The 26,129-nt window shown below is 41.0% G+C and carries 21 protein-coding genes; 12 read left to right on the top strand and 9 right to left on the bottom strand.

Annotated features, from left to right (window positions below; genetic code table 11):
* Positions 1–116: 116 nt before the first annotated feature.
* From BCU68_RS07065 to BCU68_RS07050, 4 genes are all read right to left on the bottom strand, one after another.
* Entirely contained in the window at positions 117–1,064 is a 948-nt protein-coding gene (locus tag BCU68_RS07065; RefSeq protein WP_102564089.1) for a nucleotidyl transferase AbiEii/AbiGii toxin family protein, read from the bottom strand.
* A gap of 1 nt (position 1,065) precedes the next feature.
* Complete coding sequence (locus BCU68_RS07060) at positions 1,066–1,470, bottom strand: DUF6088 family protein (protein ID WP_102564088.1); 405 nt, start codon at positions 1,468–1,470, stop codon at positions 1,066–1,068.
* A gap of 305 nt (positions 1,471–1,775) precedes the next feature.
* The gene (gene fdhF / locus BCU68_RS07055; RefSeq protein ID WP_102564087.1) at positions 1,776–5,921 is read right to left on the bottom strand and encodes a formate dehydrogenase subunit alpha; all 4,146 of its coding nucleotides are present in this window, start codon (positions 5,919–5,921) and stop codon (positions 1,776–1,778) included.
* A gap of 309 nt (positions 5,922–6,230) precedes the next feature.
* Complete coding sequence (locus BCU68_RS07050) at positions 6,231–7,466, bottom strand: DEAD/DEAH box helicase (RefSeq protein WP_102564086.1); 1,236 nt, start codon at positions 7,464–7,466, stop codon at positions 6,231–6,233.
* Between the two features lie 263 nt (positions 7,467–7,729).
* Here BCU68_RS07050 and BCU68_RS07045 point away from each other — a divergent pair, with 263 nt between their 5' ends.
* The 9 genes from BCU68_RS07045 (at position 7,730) to ugpC (ending at position 16,752) form a co-directional block, all read left to right on the top strand.
* Positions 7,730–8,647 carry an ABC transporter substrate-binding protein gene (locus BCU68_RS07045; RefSeq protein ID WP_102564085.1) on the top strand — a complete coding sequence of 306 codons (918 nt, stop codon included), beginning with the start codon at positions 7,730–7,732 and terminating at the stop codon, positions 8,645–8,647.
* A 61-nt stretch (positions 8,648–8,708) separates the two neighbouring features.
* Entirely contained in the window at positions 8,709–9,686 is a 978-nt protein-coding gene (locus tag BCU68_RS07040) for an iron chelate uptake ABC transporter family permease subunit (RefSeq protein ID WP_102564084.1), read from the top strand.
* Positions 9,679–10,629, top strand: a complete 951-nt coding sequence (locus tag BCU68_RS07035) for an iron chelate uptake ABC transporter family permease subunit (protein WP_102564083.1) — start codon at positions 9,679–9,681, stop codon at positions 10,627–10,629. Before BCU68_RS07040 ends, BCU68_RS07035 begins: the two co-directional genes overlap by 8 nt.
* Before the next feature lies 1 nt (position 10,630).
* Positions 10,631–11,392 (top strand): ATP-binding cassette domain-containing protein, encoded by a 762-nt coding sequence (locus BCU68_RS07030; protein ID WP_102564082.1) that lies wholly within the window; start codon positions 10,631–10,633, stop codon positions 11,390–11,392.
* Positions 11,393–11,521: 129 nt separating this feature from the next.
* On the top strand, positions 11,522–12,220 hold the full coding sequence (locus BCU68_RS07025) for a phosphatase PAP2 family protein (RefSeq protein ID WP_157935177.1): 699 nt from the start codon (positions 11,522–11,524) through the stop codon (positions 12,218–12,220).
* Positions 12,221–12,438: 218 nt separating this feature from the next.
* Complete coding sequence (locus BCU68_RS07020; RefSeq protein WP_102564080.1) at positions 12,439–13,734, top strand: extracellular solute-binding protein; 1,296 nt, start codon at positions 12,439–12,441, stop codon at positions 13,732–13,734.
* A gap of 109 nt (positions 13,735–13,843) precedes the next feature.
* Positions 13,844–14,725 carry an ABC transporter permease subunit gene (locus BCU68_RS07015; RefSeq protein WP_102564079.1) on the top strand — a complete coding sequence of 294 codons (882 nt, stop codon included), beginning with the start codon at positions 13,844–13,846 and terminating at the stop codon, positions 14,723–14,725.
* A 42-nt stretch (positions 14,726–14,767) separates the two neighbouring features.
* Entirely contained in the window at positions 14,768–15,610 is an 843-nt protein-coding gene (gene ugpE, locus BCU68_RS07010) for a sn-glycerol-3-phosphate ABC transporter permease UgpE (RefSeq protein WP_102564078.1), read from the top strand.
* Positions 15,611–15,621: 11 nt separating this feature from the next.
* On the top strand, positions 15,622–16,752 hold the full coding sequence (gene ugpC / locus BCU68_RS07005) for a sn-glycerol-3-phosphate ABC transporter ATP-binding protein UgpC (protein WP_102564077.1): 1,131 nt from the start codon (positions 15,622–15,624) through the stop codon (positions 16,750–16,752).
* 27 nt (positions 16,753–16,779) lie between these two features.
* Here ugpC and BCU68_RS07000 read toward each other — a convergent pair whose 3' ends face one another.
* The gene (locus BCU68_RS07000) at positions 16,780–17,352 is read right to left on the bottom strand and encodes a L,D-transpeptidase family protein (protein WP_102564076.1); all 573 of its coding nucleotides are present in this window, start codon (positions 17,350–17,352) and stop codon (positions 16,780–16,782) included.
* A gap of 182 nt (positions 17,353–17,534) precedes the next feature.
* Here BCU68_RS07000 and BCU68_RS06995 point away from each other — a divergent pair, with 182 nt between their 5' ends.
* Positions 17,535–18,485, top strand: coding sequence for a DUF523 and DUF1722 domain-containing protein (locus tag BCU68_RS06995; RefSeq protein WP_102564075.1), 951 nt, complete (start codon positions 17,535–17,537; stop codon positions 18,483–18,485).
* Positions 18,486–18,594: 109 nt separating this feature from the next.
* On the opposite strand, the gene BCU68_RS06990 is transcribed toward BCU68_RS06995, so the two are convergent.
* Together BCU68_RS06990 and BCU68_RS06985 are read right to left on the bottom strand one after the other, a co-directional pair.
* Complete coding sequence (locus tag BCU68_RS06990) at positions 18,595–20,211, bottom strand: glycoside hydrolase family 43 protein (protein ID WP_102564074.1); 1,617 nt, start codon at positions 20,209–20,211, stop codon at positions 18,595–18,597.
* A gap of 28 nt (positions 20,212–20,239) precedes the next feature.
* A complete protein-coding gene (locus BCU68_RS06985; protein ID WP_102564073.1) occupies positions 20,240–21,634 on the bottom strand; it encodes a glycoside-pentoside-hexuronide (GPH):cation symporter in 1,395 nt (464 codons plus the stop codon).
* A 155-nt stretch (positions 21,635–21,789) separates the two neighbouring features.
* On the opposite strand from BCU68_RS06985, the gene BCU68_RS06980 reads away from it, so the two are divergent.
* Positions 21,790–22,314: a gluconokinase gene (locus BCU68_RS06980; protein WP_102564208.1), complete on the top strand. Its 525-nt coding sequence runs from the start codon at positions 21,790–21,792 to the stop codon at positions 22,312–22,314.
* A gap of 11 nt (positions 22,315–22,325) precedes the next feature.
* Positions 22,326–24,122, top strand: a complete 1,797-nt coding sequence (edd, locus tag BCU68_RS06975) for a phosphogluconate dehydratase (protein WP_102564072.1) — start codon at positions 22,326–22,328, stop codon at positions 24,120–24,122.
* A gap of 54 nt (positions 24,123–24,176) precedes the next feature.
* Here edd and BCU68_RS06970 read toward each other — a convergent pair whose 3' ends face one another.
* Together BCU68_RS06970 and BCU68_RS06965 are read right to left on the bottom strand one after the other, a co-directional pair.
* Positions 24,177–25,070, bottom strand: coding sequence for a DMT family transporter (locus BCU68_RS06970; protein ID WP_102564071.1), 894 nt, complete (start codon positions 25,068–25,070; stop codon positions 24,177–24,179).
* A 10-nt stretch (positions 25,071–25,080) separates the two neighbouring features.
* On the bottom strand, positions 25,081–26,088 hold the full coding sequence (locus BCU68_RS06965; RefSeq protein WP_102564070.1) for a substrate-binding domain-containing protein: 1,008 nt from the start codon (positions 26,086–26,088) through the stop codon (positions 25,081–25,083).
* Between the last annotated feature and the right edge of the window lie 41 nt (positions 26,089–26,129).

Raw genomic sequence — 26,129 nt, 5'->3', positions numbered from 1 at the left:
CTCTTATTAAAATTTGGTTGATTATACAATATGTTAGAGTTCACTATCACTGACCATTAACAAAAAGTAGATAGGGATTTAGTACTGATTTACTCACTCCCTTTTGACACCTCGATTCACTCATCTACCGAGGACAATAACTGATGCGCAACGCGCTTAAATGAAGCAAAGCAAGTATCAAAGTCGTGTGGTTGTGAGTTAAACACCATAGGTGTAACAAAATCGACAAACCGTTGACGGAAAATAGGGTTGTCTTCTAGCTCTTGTAAACCGAGGCGTAACTCCTTGATAGGGGCAGCAACAAACTCAGCGTGCTGGTTGCCGAAACGGTCAACATCTTCTTGCAATACTGTGAGGAATAGCGAGGTTAGTGACTCAATATCTAGAGTCTGAGCGGTATCAATGCAATGAACATCGTAGATATGACGAACCAAAGTAGTATCATCTTTACGTTCAGTATCACGCTTAACCAACATGGTTCGACGTAACATAGAAAGTACTTTCTCTACTAATGTTGCGTAAACCGAAACACAAGCGAATGAACTGACCTCTTGTGGCTGCTTATAAAGCTCTGCAACTAACGATTCAACTCCTCGGTCTTCTACTTCTAGAAGTGGAATTGTCTCCATCAACTCTAGTTTGATGATCGGTCGTAAGCATGGGGCTTGGCTAAATTGTTGTGGGTATTTAAGTTCATACTCCACATAGCGGTATTCATCACGAACAAGTTTATCTTCAACTGTAAACTGCTGAGATCGTGCAATCGCCTGCTCTATTTGCTCGATAAGCATTTTACGTACGGCTTTCTTTTTACCACGACTTAATGGATCAAACTCTTTACTTGGGATCAGTTTAATATCAACGTCTTCTGACATCCGTAGGATCTTGACATTAGATTTTGCTAATGCGGTACCCCCTGCAAAAACTAATTGATGAGTTTCAAATGTGAGCTTTTCTAGCTCTGCCAGTAGCGCAACGACCCAGTAATCTTTTTCAATGATGGCTGGGTTTCCAAGCTCAAGTGCATCGGAAACCTCTAGGAATTGTTGTTTTAGTTTTTCCATATTAACTCGGCGAGTTTAACACTCGGTTACCTACAACTAATTTACGATTAAATTGTTTGGGATTCCAGGAATATTGAACGGATGATGGGATTTGGGTACTTTCACCTGATAGGCTTTGCAAAGATAGATTGTCCATCTCAAAATCGACACCTTTCATCTTTAATACCTCACGTATCAGGGCATCGCTTCCCCCTGGGTTAGTGGGCATAGGCCTGCCTGTCAGACTGTTAATTCTTGCCTTGGTGTAAAGACCATAGCCAAGCTTTATTAACTCACCTTGCTTGACCAACTGCCTTAGTGCTCGACCAATTTGGTCGTAGCTAGCAAAGCCATCAAAGTCTTTACGCTCAAAAACATAGCGTCTCGAACGCTTTATCTTTTGATAAATACGATCAACGGCTGTCATTTGAACCTCCCAACATTTAAAGTAACTTGAGTATAACTCAAACCTCTTTAAATAGGAATAAATACGGCATTTAGATCATTATTAATACGGCATCTCCATATCAAAAAACCAAATATAACCATACTTAACAGCAACTTATAGTAAGTATAATAAATACCACCTACAGTAAACACAAGCACCCACTTACGTTACACTCTGAGTGGGTTAATAACATAATGAGTCTCTTTTCATAAACGCTATCATACCGCTTATATTAATAAAGCCCGCATAAATACGGGCTTTAATAGGTAGAAGGTGTGAATTAATTATGCTTCTTGCATCGCTAATACTTCTATCTTAACCGCTGCTACTTTGAACTCTGGGATTTTAGCCTCAGGGTCCGTTGCTGCAACAGTCAGTTTATTCGCAGGTGCTTCTGCAAAGTGGAATGGAACAAACACAACACCCGGCTGCATTCGCTTAGTCACAAACGCAGGCGCTTCAATGCTACCACGACGAGAAGTCAGTCTTAGCGGTTGGCTATTGCTAATACCAAGTCGCTCAGCATCCGCAACACTCAGCATAATTCTTGGACCGGCTAATGTATTAAGTCCTTTGGTCTTACGTGTCATGGTTCCAGTGTGGAACTGTTCAAGTAAGCGTCCAGTAGTCAAGATTAGCGGGTACTCTTCATCTGGAAGTTCTGCTGCGTAACGGAATGGTACGCCTGCCATTGCACCTTTACCGCGTCTAAACTCATCAATGTGCATCGTGCGAGTACCTTCTGGGTTCGCATCGTTACATGGCCATTGAATGCTTTTCTCTGTCACAGCATCCCAATGAATACCGGCATATTGAGGGACAACTTGAGTGATCTCTTCTGTGATGTCTTGCTCTTTCTCATAAGACCAATCACCACCCATCGCGTTAGCAATTTGGCTGATGATCCACCAATCTGGTTGAGCAATGCCTGGCGCTTTCACCGCTGGAGATAGACGCTGAACGCGACGCTCGGTGTTTGTGAAGTGACCTGATTTTTCAGCAAATGAGTACGAAGGTAAAACAACGTCAGCAAACTCTGCCGTTTCAGATAGGAAAATATCCTGCACAACAACAAAGTCTAATGCGTTAAGCGCTGCAATAACGTGTTTTTGATCAGGGTCACTCAGTACTGGGTTCTCACCCATAACATAAAGTGCCTTCACGGTTCCGTCGCAAGCTGCATCCATTACTTCCGTTAGAGTTAGACCTTTCTCTTTCGGTAATGAGTCACTTCCCCAAGCCTTGGCAAACTTCGCTTGAACTTGTGGATCAAGGACTTTCTGATAACCTGGGTAATCCCATGGTAGCGCACCCATATCACATGCACCTTGTACATTTGACTGACCACGTAATGGGTTAATACCACCACCTTCAACACCGATGTTGCCACACAGTAGTTGCAGGTTAGCAATAGAACGTACGTTATCATGACCTGTCGTATGCTGAGTAATACCCATAGAGTAATAAACCGCTGTTACGCTAGCCGTACCGATAAGTTTCGCCATCGCTTTAATATCGTCAGCTTTAACACCAGTCACTAACTCCACTTTTTCTAGTGAGTAGTCTTCTAGCATGACCTCTTGCTTAAAGTCTTCAAAGCCTTCAATACGCTGTTCAATATAGCTGTCATCTTGCCAGTTATTTAACAAGATCTGCTGCATCACACCGTTAAGTAACATCACATCAGTACCTGGGCGTTGAGCAACATACAGCTCAGCGTGATCCGCCATATCAATGCGTTTTGGATCGGCAACGACTAAACGTGCACCGTTACGAATCGCTTGTTTCAGATGAGAAGCAATAATTGGGTGTGCTGACGTGGTATCTGAACCGATGATAAAAATCACATCCGAAGATTGAATGCTCAAAATATCATTGGTCATTGCTCCACTGCCTAACGCCGCTTCCAGACCGGTTACAGTTGATGCATGACAAAGACGCGCACAGTGGTCGATGTTATTGGTACCAATTTCACGACGCATCAGTTTTTGGAAAGCGTAGTTATCTTCATTGGTGGTTTTTGCCGATGAGAAACCTGCTAGTGCATCAGGGCCGTACAACTCTTTAACTGTGCTAAATTTATCAGCGATTAATGCGATCGCTTCATCCCAACTCGCTGGCTCTAATACGCCGTCTTTACGAATTAGTGGTGTATTTAAACGTGACTCACTATGAATGAAATCAAAACCGTAACGCCCTTTAACACATAGCATGCCTTGGTTTACTGGCGATGACTTGTCACCTTCAACGTAACGAACTCGGTTAGTCGCTTCGTCAACGTACATCACAACGCCACAGCCGACACCACAGTAAGTACAGATACTTTTAACTGGGGTTAGCATTTCAACGCGACCTTGTGATTTATCACGTTTATCAACGAGTGCACCGACTGGGCATACTTGAACACATGAACCACACTGAACACAGTTGCTATCGCCCATTGGGGTGTTGTCAGCAAACTGAGGACGGCACGTTGCCTCTTCGTTACCACCTTGGATGAAGCTGATAGCACCGTGAACCGCTTGCTCTTGGCAGGCTTGAACACATTGACCACAGCTAATACAGCGGTTGGCATCAAACACAATAAATTCGCTGCTTTTATCGACGCAGTGAATTTGGCGCTCAGCATTGTTTAGCTGTTCATTTTTAACTTGGTATTCGGTTGCATAATCGCGCAAGCTACAATCGGTGTTCGCTTGGCAAGCACACTCTAAACAACGTTCAGCTTCACTTTGTACTGCTTGTGCTGGCGAGTCTTTTTCAACTTCAGCAAAGCTGCCTTGGCGCTGTTCATTTGATAGGTGTGGGAATTTAATACGCTGCTTCGCTTTTTCGCGTCGGTATTCTTTGTCTGAAACTAAGCTCAGCTTCTCGGCTTTATGACTGTTAAAGCGATTTGCTGAGTGAACAGGCATTGGCTTTGCTTCTTGCGGATTGAGTAACGCTTTTTCAATCGCATTCGCTGCAATTTTTGCATCTGCAATTGCTTCAATGGCTGTTGCTGGTCCGCGACGGAAATCACCAATACTGAAAATCTTGTCATGATGCTGCATTGAGTGTTCATTAACGTCAGCAGTACCCCAGCGCGTCATAGGCAGCTCAATACTTGAACCTTCAAACGGTGTTAAATCTGGTTTTTGTGAAAGTGCACAAATAACAGTATCAAAGGCTTCTTCGAAGTACTCACCTGTCGCTTCTGGACGTTGACGCCCTGATGCATCAGGTTCACCTAGTGCCATGATTTCAAATTTAACCACATCAACACGACCGTTTTCATCTGCCATGTTTTCAACTGGATTGGTTAGGAAGTGGAATTTCACCCCTTCTTCAATCGCTTCTTCAATTTCGTAGTCTTCTGCCGGCATTTCAGCTTTAGTACGACGGTAAACCAGTGTGGTATCGGCGCCAGTACGAATTGCCGTACGTGCACAGTCAATCGCGGTGTTACCACCACCGATAATTGCCACCTTCTTACCGGTCGTTAGCTTACCTTCAGTGACATAATCTTTTAGGTAATCGACACCTAAGTAACAACCGTCTAGTTCGCTGCCTGGGTAGCGACTTTCAACCGCTTTTACCGCACCGACAGCTAAACAAACGGCATCGTAATCTTGTTTTAGTTGATCTAGTGTAAAGTCTTGACCTAGCTTTTGGTTGCATTTGATCGTCATTCCACCCAGACACAAGTGCTCGATCTCTTGATCAAGTAGATCTTTTGGCAGACGGTATTCTGGAATACCATATTGAAGCCAACCACCCGCTTTAGGCATCGCTTCAAATACCGTGACTTCAAAGCCTTGGTAACTTAGGTAGTAACCGGTAGCAAGCCCACCAGGACCAGCACCAACAATCGCCACTTTTTGGCCATTGCTTGCTAATTTTTCTGGAGAGTATGGCGTCGACATGCTCATATCGATATCAGCAGCGTGACGCTTTAAGTGACGAATCGCTAATGGTTCATCCACTAGACTACGGCGACACTCACTTTCACAAAAAGCAGGACATACACGACCAATTGAGATCGGTAGTGGTAATGTCTCTTTAATAATTTCAATGGCTTTTTGGTGCTCACCTTGAGCGATGTGATGTAGGTAAGATTGAACATCGACATGCGCTGGACAAGCGACTTGGCAAGGGGCTACACAGTCGGCATTATGATCCGAAAGTAGCTTAGTTAATGCTTGATGACGATGCTCGGTTAAAGCGGCTGACTGAGTCGTCACCGTCATACCTTCAGAAACCTGAGTTTCACAGGCTCTCACCGTTCCTACTCCATCAATTTCCACTCGGCACAAATCACAAGGCTGTTTATTTTCTTGGTGGCTATCACCACACAGTGATGGAATATCGACACCTAAAGTACGAGCTGAATGCAAAAGCGATGTTTGCGGCTCAACTTTATAAGCGTTTCCATTAATTATTATTTTCATCGACAGCCCCTTACCAGACATGTACTTATTTACGATAGAGAAATTGATTCACGTTGGTAGGAGCGTGACGATAAGGTAAGTGTAAAAGAGGGGGAGTACCATCACCGAAACGACTCAAACGCAACAAATATCCCACATAAAAACGTCGAACTACCACAAAATTATTACAGGTAAATAACAACAGTTTTTATATGGGAATTAAGACTATCATATAAATATCAATAGTCATACAAAAGTGCTTAAGAGTTGAGCGGTTGGCTTTCTGGTCGTATGAGTTGGCTCAAAAAAACGACATTTTATGGTTAATATTTAACGGTCTGTCTTCTTTTTGAACTGTTTAATACTGCGTTTTTGAGCGGTGCGACGGTTGGCACTTTTATCACGTGGCGGACGCTTGCGAGCTTCACCAGTTGAGGGCTTATCAGTCACAGGAAACTCGGCCAATTCTAAGACAGGAAGCGCTCGATTGGTTAGCGTTCGAATGGCGTTTAAATGCTCCATCTCAGCATGACAAACTAAAGAGACAGCATGACCTGATAAACCGGCTCTTGCGGTACGTCCTACACGGTGAACATAAGTTGCCGCATTCGCAGGTAAGTCGTAATTAATCACCAGTGGTAGTGCATCAATATGTACACCACGCGCGAGCACATCGGTTGCGACAAGAACTTGCACTTTGCCTGCTTTAAAATCGGCTAATGCGACTTCTCGCTCTGTTTGCTCTTTATTACCATGTAATGCAGCGGCTAAAATACCCGCTTTATTTAAACGCTTCACAACAGTATCAGCGCTGTCTTTTGCACTGATGAACACGAGTGCTTGATTGTGAGTGATTAACGTTTGCTTAAGTAGCCAAATCAGAACTTGTGGCTTGCTGCCTTTATTGACTAAAAACAACTGCTCTTCAACCTGATCAACTGTGCTATTCATGGCTTGTGCTTCAATGCGCTGCGGTTGATTAAGAATCGGTGTTAATACTGCTTCCAACTCTTTACTTAGCGTGGCAGAAAAGCACAGCGTCTGACGAGGTTGTGGTACAAAAGACAAAATACTTTCGACATCACTCCAAAAGCCCATATCGACCAGTCGATCGGCTTCATCAAGCACGACGCGTTCCACCTGACTCAAATCAATATGCTGATTCTTTAGTAAATCCAATAAACGCCCTGGTGTTGCAACGATAATCTGTGGTTGCTCTGCCAGCGATTGAATTTGACTCTCCTGCTCAACGCCACCAACCAGCAGTACACTCTTAATCCCTAACGGTTGAGCCACTTCTTCTAATGTTAACTTAATTTGAGCGGCTAGCTCTCTGGTTGGGGCAATAATGATGCTACTAAATGACTGATCGCCTTTCTTAGAGTGATTTAATAGTGGTAAGCCAAATGCCCATGTTTTACCACTTCCTGTTTGAGCTAAGCCTAAAACATCCTGTCCATTTAATGCCGCTGGAATAGCATGCTGTTGAATGACTGTTGGTTGTTTTAAAGCAGTCGGTAGTGCTGCAAGCAGTGAAGAATTCAGTTTTAAATCAGAAAAAGTCATAATAGTGACATCAACAAAGAATAGAGTGCCCGCAGTCTAAACAGAGCCTGTTGGGATGTAAATGACTTATCCCTCATCAACTGCTCTCATTTAGAAACATTGACGCTTATTTGGGTTTAACCATGGGTGAGTTAATCGATTCCCCCACAAAAACAAGGGTAATATTCACACAAATACAAATAAGAATGGAAGTAGTTCTCATTTGGCATTATAGTGACCCTCATATTGATAATTTTACTCTAATTCATTTTTAAAGGTTCATTATGTCGCGTTTATCTACACTTATAAAAACGATGTTTATTAGTAGCGCCTTGCTGTTGAACTTATCTGTTTCAGCACAAAGCATTACTGTTGAACATGCTCTAGGTACGACTCAAATTGCACAAACTCCACAGCGTGTCGTTATTGTTGGCGGTCATGGTAGCCTTGATGTTCTTGATGAGTTAGGTATCAAACCGGTTGGTCTGGTTACGCAAATGCTACCTGAGTACCTAACATCGTACGGCGACGATCAAAGCGCTTCGACTGGCAGCATGAAAGAAGCTAACTTTGAAAATATCTTTACGCTAAAGCCTGATCTTATTATTGCTGAAGCTCGCATGGTTAATAGCTACCCTATGCTTTCTAAAATTGCCCCTACCGTAATGTACTCGGTAGAAAATGGCGATTACTGGAATGGCACGAAAGCAAACTGGCGCATGCTAGGTAAGATCTTTGATAAAGAAAGTGAAGTCGAAACCATTATTGCTAATACTCAACAGCAAATGAATGACATTAAAGCGATTGTTGAAGATAAGCACTTAAATACCCTAGCGCTAATGAACAACGGTAATAATGTATCAATGTTTGGTCACAAGAGCCGCTTCTCCGTTATTTTTGATGAGTTTGGTTTTGCTGAAGCACGCACAAGTGATACACAAAACCCACACGGCAACTTAATTTCATTTGAATTTATTGCTGACTCACAACCTGATGTTATCTTTGTTCTAGACCGTGAAAATGCGATTGGTCTTAGCTCTGGTAAAGCACAAGAGTTGTTCGATAACGTCTTAGTGAAATCAACGCCTGCATACAAAAACAACCGCATCATTTTCCTAGATGCTAATGCTTGGTACTTAACGATTGCTGGCACACGCTCTACACAGCAAATGATCCAAGATATGGCTCAGGCTACTCAGTAGAACTTTTATCTTTTAAGGCATCGTCTATACGGTGCCTTATGTATTATCGATATAAAAAACTATGTTAAACATTAAACCTTCTTTTACATTGAACCAAGTACTCGCCACGCTTTTGCTATTAACGTTAGGTGCACTCTCTCTTTTTGTTGGGGTAGCTAATATTGATATTCACAGCCTTCTCGCGGGTGACCCACACAGCCAAACTATCTTATATTCCAGTCGTTTGCCTCGCTTGCTGGCGATCTGTCTTGCCGGTGCTGGTTTAAGTGTTGCTGGTCTTATCATGCAACAACTGTGTCAAAACCGCTTTGCCTCCCCTTCTACTACCGGGACTATCGACTGTGCGGTTTTAGGCTACATCGTTAGCATCATCTTTTTATCTGGCACAAGCTTGTGGCTTAACCTTTCCGTGATTTTTGTTTTCTCGGTTGCGGGTACTCTGATTTTTGTTCAGTTCTTACAACGCTTACAATTTAAAAGCGTCATTTTAGTGCCTTTAATCGGTATCATGTATGGCAATGTTGTCTCGTCATTAACCACCTTTATTGCCTACCGATACGATCTTGTTCAAACCATGTCATCGTGGACGGTCGCTAACTTTTCTTCGGTTCTACAGGGCAACTATGAATTCCTTTACCTAGCGCTTCCTGCTGGGTGTCTGGCGTATTTCTATGCCAGTCAGTTTAGCGCAGCTAGTGTAGGTGAAAGCTTTGCAAAAAATATTGGCTTAAATTATAAGCGAGTCGTTTTCATCGGCGTCATCATCGTTGCTGTTCTTGCTTCTTCTGTGGTTATGATTGTTGGCGTGATCCCATTCCTTGGTTTGATTGTGCCAAATTTAGTGGCCATTTTTATGGGTGATAATATGCGCCGTAATTTGCCGTGGACTGCCTACTGGGGCGTCATCATGGTATTGGCTTGTGACATTATTGGTCGCGTAATCATCTTCCCTTACGAAATGCCTATCTCAATGATTATTAGTATTTTTGGTGGTGTTGTTTTCATTATGTTAGTCCTCAAGGATAAGTCTAATGCGTGATGTATATAAAACTTGGGCATTAGCTATCATCTCGGTCATGGTTATTGCCATTTTTCTAGGTCAGGGCTTAAACGCGCACAATTACTCTTTCTTCTTGTCGTTGCGTATTCCTAAGATTCTGGCGATCGTGCTGGCTGCTGTAGCGATTTCAGCATCATCACTGGTATTTCAGACCATCACTAACAACCGGATCTTAACGCCATCAATCTTAGGGTTTGACTCTTTATATGTCATGATCCAAACCGTGATTATCGTATTCTTCGGTAGCATGAGTGTTTGGTTTAGTGATCCTAAAGTGAACTTCTTAATCTCCACCATGATCATGGGTGTGTTTTCTGTTTTGCTATTTAGCTTCTATTTTAAACGTGCTAACACCAACATCTTTACCCTCTTACTGATTGGTATTGTGTGTGGCAGTTTATTTAGCAGTGTGACGGACTTCTTCACTATGCTCATCGACCCAAATGAATTTGCTGTCCTACAAAACTCTATGTTTGCGAGCTTTAATAACGTCAATGGTGATCTGGTTTATTGGTCAATCATTCCATTGCTGCTTTGCTTTCTTTACCTTTTCCATTTATCACCAAAGTTAGATGTTCTTTGGCTAGGTATGGATAATGCGAAAAGCCTAGGGGTTGATACTAAAACCATTACCGTTAAAGTCATGCTGGTTATTACCATTATGATTGCAATCGCAACGGCTTTAGTTGGACCGGTACTCTTTTTTGGCTTAATTGTCGTGAGCTTAACTCGTGAGATGTTCAGTCGTTACCAACATACCTTTTTGATGGTTGCATCTAGCCTACTTTCAATCGTTTTGCTTGTTGGTGGACAGTGGTTAATTGAAAGTGTTTTTGCCTTTGACACTACAATCAGCGTTATTATTAACTTTGCTGGTGGTAGTTATTTCTTATTTTTGCTAATGCGTAACAAGTTGAATTAATATGATAAAAGTAACTGGATTATCGAAAAAATACAGTGATAATTATGTGGTAAAAAATGCCGATGCACTTTTCCCTCTCGGTGAAATTACATCGATCATTGGTCCTAATGGTGCGGGTAAAAGTACACTGCTTTCTATGGCGAGCCGTTTAATTGAAAGTGATGCTGGCAACGTATTTATCGCTGATAAACCACTAGCAGAGTGGGACACAAAAACATTAGCAAAACACTTAGCCGTTCTACGCCAGTCAAATAATATTAATATGCGCTTCACTGTTGAAGAGTTGGTGGCGTTTGGACGCTTTCCTCACAGCCAAGGTCGCTTAACATCTGAAGATAAACAGGTGATCAACCAAGCGCTTGAGCACCTAGGTATTGCCGATATTCGCACTAAATATTTAGACCAGTTAAGTGGTGGTCAACGTCAGATGGCTTTTATTGCCATGACGGTAGCGCAGGATACCCAATACATCTTCCTTGATGAGCCACTAAACAACTTGGATATCAAACACTCTGTTGAGATCATGCAAACCTTACGTAAGCTTGCCCATGAACTTAATAAAGCTGTTGTGATTGTTATCCACGATATTAACTTTGCTTCTAGCTATTCAGACAACATTGTTGCAATGCGTAAAGGCGAAGTCATTAAAAGTGGCAAGGTTGATGAAGTGATCGAAAAAGAGGTGATGGAAAGTATTTACCAGATCCCATTTGAAATTCAGCAAGTTAATGGCAAGCGTATTTGTATGTATTACGGCCAATAAATAACTCCCAATTGCAGGTTTTATGACATTTCAATGATGATAGATAAGTGGTAGTGATGTATTATCCTGCCACTTGTTTAATTTCAATACATGGTACTTGCATTGTCATCTCTAAAAATAAAGTCGTTTATGATTTTAGCGATTTTTACTCTCTTACTCTTCCCTGTTATCTATTTAAACACCAATGGATCGCTTACATCACCCGTCAATGATAGCTACGGCTTATTTATTAGTCTATTAACCGATTCCGCTGGTAGTCGAGGATTTCTCATTACTCTTGCAGTATTATGCTTAATGACACTTTCTCTCAAATTAAATAAAGCCACATTATTACGCTTTACCCTCGCTCTCGCTTTCCTGCTTATTACTAGCTTTGCGACCAAGTCGATATTAAAACATGTCACACAACAACCCCGCCCTTATGTTGAGTTTCTCCAGCAAGAACACATTATTCCTGATACCGATACATTTTATCGCGCGGAGTTATTAGAAAAGAACCTCTTTATTACTGAAGCAACTAACAATACCAGTACATGGCGTACTCGGCATTGGCTAGGTGAGACCAATTATTCATTTCCATCGGGTCACACTATCTTTGTCGCCATCTGCATTATTTTCTTTGGTGGTATTTTTGCTCACTACCGCTGCTATGCTTTCATTGCTTTGCTCCTAACTTGGGGGCTCGGTGTTAGCTATACGCGCCTCTGGCTTGGGATGCACCACCCTTTCGATTTATTAGCTTCGACGCTTTGCGCAGCACTTCTTTTTGCCCTTATGCCAACGAATGCCATTCAACGCTGGTTAGTATCAAAAAAACTCTCGAAATAGCGTAATGATAATGTGAATGTTTTACCACTAAAATAGATGGATATGGACGCTCATCTATTTCGCCTTCGCTCTCTACCTTCCTGTCACCCTATTGCCATAAATCCTTAATCAAACTGACATCGCCCCTGCACCTAATCGTCACATTTTCCTATCAATATAGCGTCAAACGAAAAAAGTTAATTCGTTCGAAACTAAAACATCATAAATAAGGAAAAATGATGAACAAGATTTGGTTAGCTAGCGTGTTATCAGCAACAGTATCTGGTACCGCTTTTTCTGCTCCAACAGAAGTAACTTGGTGGCACGCGATGGGCGGGCAATTAGGTGAAACCGTTAATTCAATTGCTACGGACTTCAACAATCAACAAGATGAATTCAGAATTGTTCCTATTTATAAAGGTTCATACGTAGAAACATTGACGGCAGGTATTGCTGCTTTCCGTGCTGGTGAAGCGCCAAATATTTTACAAGTTGCTGATGTAGGCGCGGCGACAATTATCAATGCACCAGGCGTTGCTAAACCAATTCAAGATATTTTAGTTGAATCTGGCTACACATTTAACAATCAAGATTACATTGCTGGCGTACGTAACTTCTATGCGGATAGCGAAGGTAAGATGATTGGTATGCCATTTAACAGCTCAACCCCTGTTCTTTACTACAACAAGGATCTGTTGGAAAAAGCGGGCGTTCAAGCTCCAAAAACTTATGAAGAAATGGAAACTGTTGCTAAGACGCTAAAGAAAAATGAGATCGCAACATTCTCACAATCTTTAACGCCTTGGATCATGTTTGAGAACTTCAAATCTCGTCATAACCTACAGTTAGCTGATAAGAACAACGGCTACGAAGGTCCTGCTTCTAAGATCATGTTCAACACACCTGACATGCAGATGCACTTTTCAAAGCTTAAAGAGTGGTCTGATAAAGGTTACTACAAATACTACGGTAGCGATTGGGATGCAAACCAAACGCCATTCGAACGTGCAGAAGTGGCAATGTGGATGGGTTCATCTGGCTCATTCGGTGGACTTAAAAACCGCGTTAAATTTAACTTAGGCACGGCTTACCTTCCTTACTGGGAATCAATCAATGCAGAAGCTGGCCGTACCTTTATCGGTGGCGCAGCACTATTTGCAATGAACAACAAGCCTGCACAAGAAGATAAAGCGGTTGCGGCATTCTTTGAGCACCTAACGCACCCTGAAACGCAAATGCAATGGCACCAGTCTACTGGCTACGTTCCTGTGACTACTGCTGCTTACGAGCTAACTAAAGAATCAGGTTACTACCAAGAGCAACCTGAAGCTGAAGTCGGTGTTAAGCAACTAAGCCTACCTGGTGGTGAGTGGACGAACGGTTACCGTCTAGGTTACTACTCGCAAATTCAAGAACTGATGCACCGTGAGTTCGATAACATCTTTTCTGGTCGTTCAACGATTGAAGATAGCTTCAACAAAGTAGACCAAGAAAGCCAACAGCTACTAAGACGTTTTGCGCGCGCAACTCAATAGTCTTTAGTGAGTTCAACTCATTAGCTTTAACGCTTACTAAAAAACACGCGCTCAGTTATTATTTATGGTTGAGCGCGTACATAACTTTCAGATAACCTAAGGAAATATTGTGGTACGTCGACAACAATTTTTTCATTCACCTTTGCCATATTTTTTTCTTGCCCCGCAAATTATAATTATTGCAATTTTCTTTATCTATCCAGCATTACAAGCTTTCTATCTCTCGTTTAGGCTTGAAGACCCTTGGGGTCTATCATCAACGTTTGTTGGATTTGAAAACTACCTTATGCTTTGGGAGTCTAGCGAATATTTAAAATCCGTTGGTTTTACCATTAGCTTTGCATTTATTGTCTCTTTCTTATCGCTCGCTTTGGCACTCCTTCTCGCGGTAAAAGCGGATGGGATTCTACGTGGTCAAGGGGCTTATAAAGTCACACTAACTTGGGTTTATGCCGTTGCTCCTGCTGTTGCGGGTATTATGGGTAGTTTTCTTTTTAACCCTCACATTGGCGTATTAACCGACTTCTTCCAGTACATTGGCTGGCAATTCAACTTCCAAACTGACCCTGTCGATGCCACTTTTGCATTGATTGCCGTTTCAGTGTGGAAACAAGTCTCTGTTAACTTTATCTACTTCTTAGCGGGTCTACAGTCTATCTCTTACGCCGTAAAAGAAGCAGCCATGCTCGATTGTGTGAGTGATTCACGCCGTTTCTGGACAATTACTTTCCCACTACTGGCTCCAACCGGCTTCTTCTTATTAGTGATTAACTTAACTTACGCCTTCTTCGATACATTCGGTGTTATCGATACGATGACCAATGGTGGTCCAGGTGGCACAACGACTTCTCTGGTATATAAGGTATATCGCGATGGTTTCATTGGTGCTGATTTAGGTGGTAGTTCTGCTCAATCGGTTGTGCTGCTAATGCTAGTACTTCTTTTAACTTTTATTCAATTCCGAGTGGTTGAGAAGCGTGTTCACTACTAATTTAGTTGCCACTATTTTCATCCAGATTGTAAAGGATTCATAATGAAATCGAATCGTATAACCGACCATCTTATTCTTATTATCGGCGCTCTGTTTATGCTCGCTCCGGTTTGGTTGATCTTTGCTAGCTCCACTCACGATCCAAGTATGATCGCAAGTGAGGGTTTGCAGTGGCTACCAGGGGAAAACCTGACTTCTATTTATCAAGAGGCTTGGAATAAAAGCTTAGGGTTTGAATCTGGCGTTAACGCTAAAAGTATGATCATCAACTCAATGATCATGGGTCTAGGCTTCGCCATTGGTAAAATCATTATCTCGATGATGGCTGCCTATGCGTTAGTTTATTTCCGCCTACCATACGCAACAGCTTGGTTTTGGCTAATCTTTGTCACACTACTCATGCCACTTGAGGTTCGTATCATCCCTTCTTATGAAGTGGTATCACACCTTGGCATGCTCAATAGTTACAGTGGTCTAATTATCCCATTAATTGCCTCTGCAACGGCGACATTCTTTTTCCGCCAATTCTTTAGAACCATCCCTGATGAGTTACTTGAAGCTGCACAACTTGATAATGCAGGACCATGGCGCTTTTTAGTCGATATTTTACTTCCTCTGTCTAAAACAATGATGGCTGCTATTTTCATCATCATGTTTGTGGTCGGTTGGAACCAATATCTATGGCCAATAATGATGACAACCGATGAAAGCTACAACACCATCGTTATGGGTATTAAACAGATATTAAGCAATATAAATGATACTAGCCTACCTCGTTATGACTACGCATTTGCCATGGTAATTTTAGCCATGCTACCACCAGTATTAGTCGTTATTATTTTCCAACGTTGGTTTGTTAAAGGCTTAGTTGAAAGCGAAAAATAAGGAATACCAAAATGTTACATATCAAAAAATTAGTAAAAACCTACGAAAATGGTCACCAAGCAGTAAAAGGTATTTCTTTAGATATCGAACAAGGTGAATTTATTGTTTTAGTTGGCCCATCAGGGTGTGGTAAGTCTTCTGTATTGCGTTCTATTGCTGGGTTAGAGTCTATTACTGATGGCGAGATTCACTTAAGTGGACGCCGTGTTGATGCAGAAAAGCCGGCACTGCGTGATATCGCTATGGTATTTCAAAACTACGCACTTTACCCACACATGACGGTTTACAATAACTTGGCTTACGGGCTAAAAAACCGTGGCGTGAACAAAGACGAGATTGACGCAAAAATTCAACAAGTCGCACGTACATTGAAAATTGAGCAATACCTAGACCGTAAACCATCTAAACTTTCTGGTGGACAACGTCAGCGTGTGGCAATGGGCCGAGCAATTGTGCGTGACCCTCAGCTTTTCTTGTTTGATGAACCACTATCGAACCTCGATGCTTCTCTACGTGCACATATGCGTTTAGAGATTAAGAAGTTACAGCGTGAACTGGGGGTGACGAGTGTTTACGTTACTCATGACCAAGTAGAAGCAATGACGCTAGCTGATCGTATCGTGGTATTAAACCAAGGTGAGATTGAGCAAGTAGGCACACCGCATGAAGTTTACCACCAGCCGGCAAGTCAGTTTGTTGCTAGCTTTATGGGTAGCCCTGCAATGAACTTTATTCCTGCTCATATTGAACATGGAAAAGTATCGGTTGCGGGTCAAGTTTTGCATACGCCAGAGTTTCTTCATATTCCAACAAGTAAGATTACACTTGGTATTCGACCAGAGCATGCCGACATCACACCGATGGAGTACGGCATCAAGCTTAATGCGAATGTACAAGCGATTGAGCCATTAGGTCCAAACCAACTGGTTCACTGCGATATCGAGCAAGAGCGCTTTATTGCTGTCACACCAGAAGGAGATATTGAGCTAAACCAAGAGATGCCTCTTTATGTTAGTGCCAATAATCTGCACTTCTTTGACAGCGAAGGTAAGCGTATTACAGCGAAGCCGTTAACGAAAAAGCCAGAATCTCTAGAAGTGGAACAAGAAGCGTCTTTAGAGACAAGCTCAGAAGAAGAGTAATACCTATTATAGCCAAAGATGGGATCCCTACCACTCGATGTAGATAGGTGTTCCCATTGATACAAAGCGAAGAAACTCATCCATTTCTTGATTAGTAATCGCAATACAACCGTCTGTCCAGTCAAAACTCTGAATGAACTGGGCAGGCTTTCTATTATTATTCTTTAACCCATGAATTTTAATATTGCCCCCTGGAGAAACCCCTCGCGTCTTAGCTATATACCTATCTATCTTATTAGGGTAACTAATGTGAACAGAGCGGTGGAAAGCAGAACCTTCTATCACAAAATCAAGCGTATACTGACCTTCTGGCGTTCGCTTATCACCTTCTTGCTCCTTATGCCCGCGTGGATTTGCCCCCAGCGCAATTCGATACTCACGAAATATTTTACTGCCACTCATTAGATACATTCTTCGAGCTGATTTATCCACTTTAACTAACGTCACCGTCGAGCGTTTAAGCGCCTTTTTTTGCTGTTGAGAAAGTGCTAGATGATTGCTGTTAGGCTCAACAGAGAGCGTTGAGTTTGCTTGACAGTGCACCGCTATCACAAACACTAAGCAAGCACCGATTCGTTTCCAATTTTGTCTTTTATCCATCGCTCTTATTGATCCTAACTCATACTTTTTTCATATATAACTCTAGCTAAATTAAACTCTAGCAGAGAGTAGTCAGAAATTAAGTTCGCAATAAATACATTTTTACCATTTAGAGACTATCCTTAATTCTAAGGGACTGATATCAATAAAATTAATATTCAAGAAGCAAAGGAGTAATACGTATGGGGATTCCAGTTGGCATTAGTGCTTGTGTTATGGGACAAAAAGTCCGCTTTGATGGTGGACATAAACAAAATAAATTTGCAGTCGAAGAGCTAAGTAAGTACTTCAAGTTTGAACCCGTATGCCCTGAAGTTGGTGCTGGTATGACGGTGCCACGCCCCACGATACGATTGCTTGCAAAAGATGAAGATGATATTCGCTTGGTCGCTACCAAAGATATTAGCGAAGATTTCACCGACAAAATGACAAACTTTATTGATAAACGCCTACCTTCCCTAAACGCGCTATGTGGGTTTATTGTCTGCGCTAAATCGCCGACCTGTGGCATGGAGCGAGTTAAGCTTTATATTGAAAACGGCAACACCCTCCCAGGAGGCACAACAGGGCTTTTTACCAAGCGTTTAATGCAAGATATGCCATGGTTACCGGTTGAAGAAGACGGGCGCTTACAAGATCCAGTATTACGAGAAAATTTTGTTGCTCGAGTCTACGCGTTACATGATTTATATGAGTGCGTAAAAGATGGCATAACACGGGCAGCGATTGTTAACTATCACTCGCGCTACAAGCTAACCTTGATGGCTCACAATAATGTCGCTTACAAAGAGTTAGGGCAGCTTGTTGCGAGTATTGCTGACTGGGATAGCATTGATGAGTTCTTTATCGAGTATCGTCAGAAAATGATGGATGCACTCACACACAGAGCCAGTCGTAAAAACAACACTAATGTACTTATGCATTTGCAAGGTTATTTCAAGCGCAGCTTAACTAAAAAACAAAAAGCGGAATTAAATGCGGTTATTTTTAGTTATTCTGATGGTCTTACGCCTTTGATCGCGCCTTTAACCTTAATTAATCATTACTTATCAGAGCACCCAGACGGCTATCTTGAAACGCAGTTTTACCTAAACCCGCACCCTGCAGATTTAAGACTGCGTTACGCACTATAAGGTAGATTTATTGCTCTTATAAAGTATAAACCCACGTCATTCTTTTTATTTAGAATAAACGTGGGTTTTATTATTGTTAGTAGTCTGTTTTATTGGGGATCAAAGATCATTATGAGTCACTGACCTCATAGGTAAATGATTCAAAATCAGCAAAACAACCATCGCTACTAATGTCTTCACAATGCAAACCAACGAATGCTCCAGTAAAGAACCCACGACCATCGATGTAATCATCTGAAATTTTCCAAGATTCAAAAGATTTATCGAATTGTGTCCAAGTTTCACCATCAAATGAATAGCTGTAATAATAATCTAAACCTTTAACATCAACCTTCATCCAAATATGTTCTATTTCATCAGGTACAATAATTTCATTACCATCATAATGATGAAAAGTTGCGTTCTGCTTATCAACTTGAATTAACCGTAAGCAGCGCTTTGCTAGTTTTTCATCAAAGTCGACTAAACAGTATGTCCAGTTACTCGTATTATAATAACAACACATACCCGCAGATTGCTGAAAATTCTCTGGTTGGAAAGCCATCTTAGTTTGCGCACTAAAATGATGATGACGCCATCGCGTTGCTACGGTTGATTGTTCAAAAAGAGATAGCAGGCTGTCATTACCATACAACCTTAAGTGCCCTGGATTTTCACTCAAGCTTCCTAATTTATCACTAAAGGGAATGCGTAATGTTTGCCAGTTCCCATCCAATTTATGCGTGTCAAAGTTATCAATAAAATCCTCTGAAAGCCCCCAGTCACATTCTGGTAAATTCGCTTCCGGTATTGAGACTTTTGCATGCGGTCCGCCAACAACTAATGGCCAACCATCAACCCATTCAACCCTATCAATCACAGTCTCACGCCCTAGAGGACACATGCCTCTCCCTCGACGAGCTAAAAGAGGACGATCAGGAAAACGTATAGGGCGACTTGCTAAATAAGTAATAAACCACTCACCATTTTGCGTGTCGACTAACGCACCATGACCGGCTTTTTGCAGTGCATTTGTTGGGGTATGCCAAGTTGTCACTAATGAACCATGTGGGCTCACTTCATATGGACCAAATAAATCCGTTGAACGTGCGACCGTTACTGAATGCTCAAAGCTTGTTCCGCCCTCTGCGGTCAATAAATAGTAATAACCATCTTTTTTATAAATATTCGGCGCTTCTGTATATTTAAGATCAGTACCTTCAAAAATATTAATTCGTTTTTTATCTAACTTGTTTGTTTGTGCATCAAATTCTTGCACTACTATTTTATTATATGGATCACTATGATTTCTTGGCCCCCATGGACGAGATACATAATATTTTTTTCCATCTTCATGCAATAAAGAAGGATCAAACCCGCCATTTCCCATCGAAATAGGATCGCTCCATGGTCCTTCGATACTCGGTGCTGTCACTAAAAAGTTACGTCCATTTTTCCAAGGCGCATCTATCACCTTTACATCGGTATACAGTAACCAAAAAAGACCGTCGGAATACGTCAAGTTAGGAGCCCAAATGCCACCTGAATCGGGATTACCACGCATATCTAACATCTCAACGGAATCTAATGGTGTTGCTGCTAGACGCCAGTTTTTAAGATCTTTTGAATGAAATATTCTAACCCCAGGAAACCACTCAAACGTTGATGTCGCAATGTAATAATCCTCACCGCTACGACACACAGAAGGGTCGGGATGAAAGCCTTTTAATATTGGGTTATTAATCATGAATATCTTTCCTAATATATATTAATATTTAAACTGCAGGTGTGACTTTAGGTTCTGTAACCTCAATAAAGTCATCATCAACTACATTATTACGTTTCTCTTTTAATTCTTCTGCAATACGATTTATCGTTACACTATCTAATCTATACATGCTCAGCATAATGTACATGCCCGCATATAAAACAACAGGTACAACACAAAATAATAATTTAATCATTGTAATTATATTGTCGGGTTGAATGGTTAATGATGCGTCATAATTCATTGCAGCTAATAACCAACCAATTAATGCTCCACCAATGGCTAAACCCATTTTCAAGCTAAATAGATAACTTGAGAAAATAAGACCATCTAAGCGGCGTCCGCTGCGGATTTCTTCATAATCAATAACATCAGATGCCATTAGCCATTGAACAGGCGTTGTTGTGTTAAAAATAAACATAAAAATAATATTAATTATAAATAACAGAACAATATAATCAGACGGAGCAAAGAATAAAGAAAGACTTAACAGAGAGTAAGCTATTATAATTGCTTTGAATGATTTTATGCGATCATATTTAACTAACAATTTAGCAGAAAGTAATGAGCCTAACATGGCAGCAATACTACCATACAACAAAAATGTTGGTGCTAATTCAGGGACATCCATAGCATATTTAACAAAGTATAGTGTCGCACCACCACGAACAACATTCGAGCACGTTGCCATTGACTTAAATAGACACATAATACGCCACTCTCTATTTCCAAAGAGAACTTTTAAATCTTCTTTAAAATTCGCATTCTCAACTTTAGGAAAGCTTGTTCTTTCTTGTGTCGTATTAAAACTAGTGATTAATAATAATGAACCTACTAAGCCCAAAACACACATAGCACCAAAATATCCAAGTTGCGCATCGCCTTTACCAATCAAACTGACTAGTGGCAATGCCACCCCTGCAATAACCAAACCACCAGCAGAAGCACAAAAGAAACGAATCGATTGTAAAGAGTGACGCTCGGTTGGATCATTTGTTAACGCACCAGGCATCGCACAATATGGCACATTAATAAAGGTATAAACTAATGTTAAAGATATATAAGTAATAGAGGCATAGATAATTTTTCCTGTTTCTGAAAAATCAGGTGTATAAAATGTCAACATACTTACCAATGCAAAAGGAATGGCTCCCCATAATAAGAATGGTCGAAATTGTCCATATTTCGTTCGAGTTCTATCAACCCAAGCTCCCATCAGTGGATCCGTTATTGCGTCCAATAATCGAGAAACTAAAAATAAAGTCCCCATGACTCCCGCTGGAATCCCAAAGACATCTGTATAGAAAAAAGCAAGTAAGATCATTGTGGCATTCCAAATAAAGCCACATGCTGTATCCCCTAAGCCATAACCAATTTTTTCTTTTAGTGTTAATTTTCCCATTTTCTCATTCGTCCATATTCAATGATTTTTCGTTAATGGTTCACAAAACGCCAAGTTACGGGTAACATGTTACCCGTAAAGTCGATAAGATAAAGTCATTATTTAAAAGGATTTCAAAAATGAGATCTGGCTCAGAATTAAAGCAAGAGGCTTATATGACCGGTAAAAGTATTGTTGTTATGGGAGTTTGTGCTTGTGGCAAAAGCACAATAGGACAACTGTTAGCGATAGCATTGAACGCTAAGTTTATTGATGGAGATGACTTACACCCCAAAGCTAATATTCAAAAAATGTCACGCGGTGAACCACTTAATGATCAAGATCGCATTCCGTGGCTTGAGCGTATTCGTGATGCCGCTTTTAGCATAGAAAGCAAAAATGAAGTTGGTGTACTTGTTTGTTCTTCATTAAAAAAAAGCTATCGAGATCAGATACGAGAAGGTAATAAAAACGTTTCATTTCTTTTTCTTGATGGCAGTTTCGAGCTGATATTAGAACGAATGAGAAGTCGAAAAGGACACTTCATGAAAGAGAATATGGTTAAGGGTCAATTTGATACATTAGAAAGACCAGTCAATGAAGATAATGTCATCACTATCAATATTGACAATACCATCGATGAAATTGTTCGCCAAGCAGCACTTGCTTTCACCAATCTTGATAAGAAAGAGTTAGTATAATAGGTTTCCTTATGACACATACCACCATTGTAAACGTTACTCAGCGCATTATTGAACGCAGCCAAAAGTCACGCCAAGCTTTCTTAGCAAAAACACAGCAACAAGCATCTCAAGGTAAAGGCCGCACACAAATGTCATGTGGAAACTTAGCCCATGCTATTGCTTCTTCTTGCTCAAGTGAAAAACAAAAAATGTTGAATTTTACTCATGCAAATATCGGCATTATTACCGCTTATAATGATATGTTGAGTGCACATCAAACTTATAAACATTATCCTGATTTGATCAAATCAACATTAAATCAGCACGGTCATACAGCCCAAATCGCAGGTGGAGTTCCTGCGATGTGTGATGGTGTCACACAAGGTCAAGCAGGCATGGATATGTCATTATTTTCTAGAGATCTTATTGCACAATCCACCGCTTTTTCACTGAGTCATAATGTCTTTGATGCGACATTATTACTTGGTATTTGTGACAAAATTGCTCCAGGTCAACTCATGGGGGCTTTAACTTTTGCTCATCTACCAACGGCATTTATTCCTGCTGGTCCTATGTCGACAGGAATAACCAATGAAGAAAAAGTAGATATTCGACAAAAATTTGTCGCGGGTGCGGTTGGTCAAGACGTATTACAAGAAATGGAGTGCAATGCGTATCACTCAGCCGGTACTTGCACTTTTTATGGTACAGCAAATACAAACCAGTTGGTTTTTGAAGCAATGGGGTTAATGCTTCCTGGTTCTGCCTTTGTAAACCCTAAATCTGAACTACGTACTGCACTGACTAAACATGCATCAACTCGACTGGCATCAATGACTATCGATACGCCTTCTTATCGACCATTACATACTGTATTGACAGAAAAAAGTCTTGTTAATGGCTTAATTGCACTGTTAGCTTCTGGCGGTAGCACCAACCATAGCATTCATATGATTGCTATTGCTCGAGCCGCAGGGATTATTTTAACATGGCAAGATCTTAGTGAGCTCTCTGATATTATTCCTCTTTTAATCAAAGTTTACCCTAACGGTCCCGCCGATATAAATGCCTTTGAAGCTGCAGGTGGTGTTCCAGCATTAATGCGACGTTTACACCAAAGCCATCTTCTACATACCGATGTGACACCCGCTTTTGGGGAATTTTACGATCAAATGAAATCGCCAACATTACAAGATGGTGTTTTAGTTTGGAATGACCGAGAAGAAACAAATAATCCTGATGTTATCTCTATAGCTAGTCATTATTTTCAGAAAACAGGAGGAACAAAAGTATTGCAAGGTAATATAGGTAATGCCGTAATCAAAATTTCTGCGGTTGCTGATCAACATCGCTTTATTGAAGCTCCTGCTAAAGTTTTTCAATCACAGCATGATGTCGAAGCTGCTTATAAAGAAGATAAGCTTAATCACGATTGTATTATTGTCGTAAATTACAATGGTCCAGCCGCAAATGGTATGCCTGAATTGCACAAATTAATGCCAATTCTAGGTAATATACAAAAAGCAGGTCATAAAGTTGCACTTGTCACTGATGGTCGTCTTTCTGGTGCTTCAGGTAAGATCCCTGCTGCTATCCATGTATCTCCAGAAGCATTACGCGGTGGGATCATTGGTCTTATTCAAGATGGTGATCTTATTCGCTTAGACAGCGAAAATGGTCAATTAGAATTACTGGCTGATACAACTGGACGCACTGCTCATCACATGAATACAGAGGCTGAACAGATAACTTGGGGGCGAGATATCTTTAAAGTAATGAGAGATAATGTCTCTAGCGCAGAGCAAGGGGCGACATTCTTGTATTAGAATGCCACACCGTTACTACAGATTGACTATAAAGCTCATATTACATGAGCTTTTTTATGCCTTTTTTACACGTCGGCAATATTTCATCATCATCTCACTACCACGATAAATAAATAGAGAAAATAAGATCACCATACAGCCAATAACCTTGTATTGTGGCATTTCTTCTGCATACCAAAGTACACTTAAAATAACCGTAAATACCGGCTCTAATATCATAATAATCGCAGCATTAGCTGGATTAACATGCTTTTGACCAATGGTTTGAAATACATAACGAAGACTCGTTGCAACCACAGCACTTAAAAGAAACCATATCCAAATATCTGAGGGGATCGAACTAGGCCACACTTCAAAGCATAAAGAAACAGTAATACCAATAATACCAGTAACAAAAAGTTGTAAAAAAGTGAGTGATAATATTGGAATTTTTCGTGAGTACTTACTATTGACATTAAAATGAATGGCTAGCGTTAATGCTGCAGCTAAAAATGAAAACTGGCTTGAAGAGAACTGCCAACCATCACCACCACCAAAAGAAAGTATTGTCAGCCCCAGAAGTGCAACTGGTAAGGCTAACCAAAAGATTCTTGGTGGTCTACGTTTGAATAGTACCCACGAAACCAAAGGCACAAACAGCATTGAGAGGCTCATAATAAATGCACCTTCCCCAAGGGTATCACTCATTGCTATAGAAGAAATCCATAACAAAATTGTCACTGCCATTAAGCATCCGACTGCCATACACTGAGCTATATCTGAACGACTAATTTTACGTAAATCCTGCCAGCAAAATGGTAATAAGCAGAAGGCTGCAACAAGAAACCTTAAACCAATAAAACCAAACGCTGGTAAACCCTGAATTGCTTCCTTAGAAAAAACCCAACCTGCCGCAGCAACGATGGTTGTCATAACCAACAGTAATTCTGCTCGACGTTCTATATTCATACTACCCTTATTACAAGCTTTCACCGCTAGTGATGCTAAAACCTAAATCAATAATTTTTGATTCCACTTTTTCTCCTACGAGTACAGAGAGCAATAGCTCTGCACTCTGAGTTCCTATTTCAAATCTTGGTGTATTCACACTGGTTAGTTTTGGTGACATTGCCTGACCAATATCCAGTGCGTTATAGCCAACAACACTTATTTGAGCAGGTACATTCATACCAAGTTGCTGGCAAGCCATGATTGTGCCAATAGCAATATCGTCATTGGTACAAAAAATGCCATCTAAATTTGGTTGTACTGCCAAAGCTTGTGCTAATAACACTTTACCTAAAGTAAAACTCGAATGCTCTTGAGTTAAAATAGGTAACGACGGCAACCCCGCTTCCTGCATAGCTCGGTTATACCCATCCATACGTAATTGCGTACGAGTATCCAAACGAGCACCGAAATATGCGATATTTTTCTTACCACTCGCAATAATCTGTTTTACAACCGTATAAGACGCTAACTCATGATCGAGTCCAACGACCATATCAATAGGCTTTAAGGGCATCTCCATCGTTTCCACGACTGGGATACCGGCGGTTTTGATCATTTGTAATGTTCTTTGAGTATGCTGACTAGCCGTTAAAATTAAGCCATCAACTTGATAAGATAATAAAGCGGCAATTTTACTTTCTTCCTCTTCCTCACTATAGCTATAGTGTGCTATCAAGGTTTCATATCCTTGTGCTTTAGTCACTGTTTCAATACCTTGAGCAAACTGTGCAAAGACTTGATTGGACAGTGAAGGAAGTAATACACCAATGGCCTTACTGGATGATTTTGATAGCATCGCAGGCGCTCGGTTTTGTATATATCCTAACTCTTCTACAACAGCAGCAATTTTATCTCGCGTTGTAACCGCTACGGATTCCGGATTTCTCATATAGCGGCTTACCGTCATTTTGGTAATTCCAATTTTATCCGCTATATCTTGTAAAGTTGGACGTGTTTTCTTTGTTTCTAAAGTCATATTAAAATACCCCACCCAGTGTTACCTGTAACATCGCTATT

The organism is Vibrio sp. 10N.286.49.B3, assembly GCF_002873395.1.
GTDB lineage: Bacteria > Pseudomonadota > Gammaproteobacteria > Enterobacterales > Vibrionaceae > Vibrio.
Note: the sequence above shows the minus strand (reverse complement) of the source record. Positions and strands in the feature narration are given on the sequence as shown.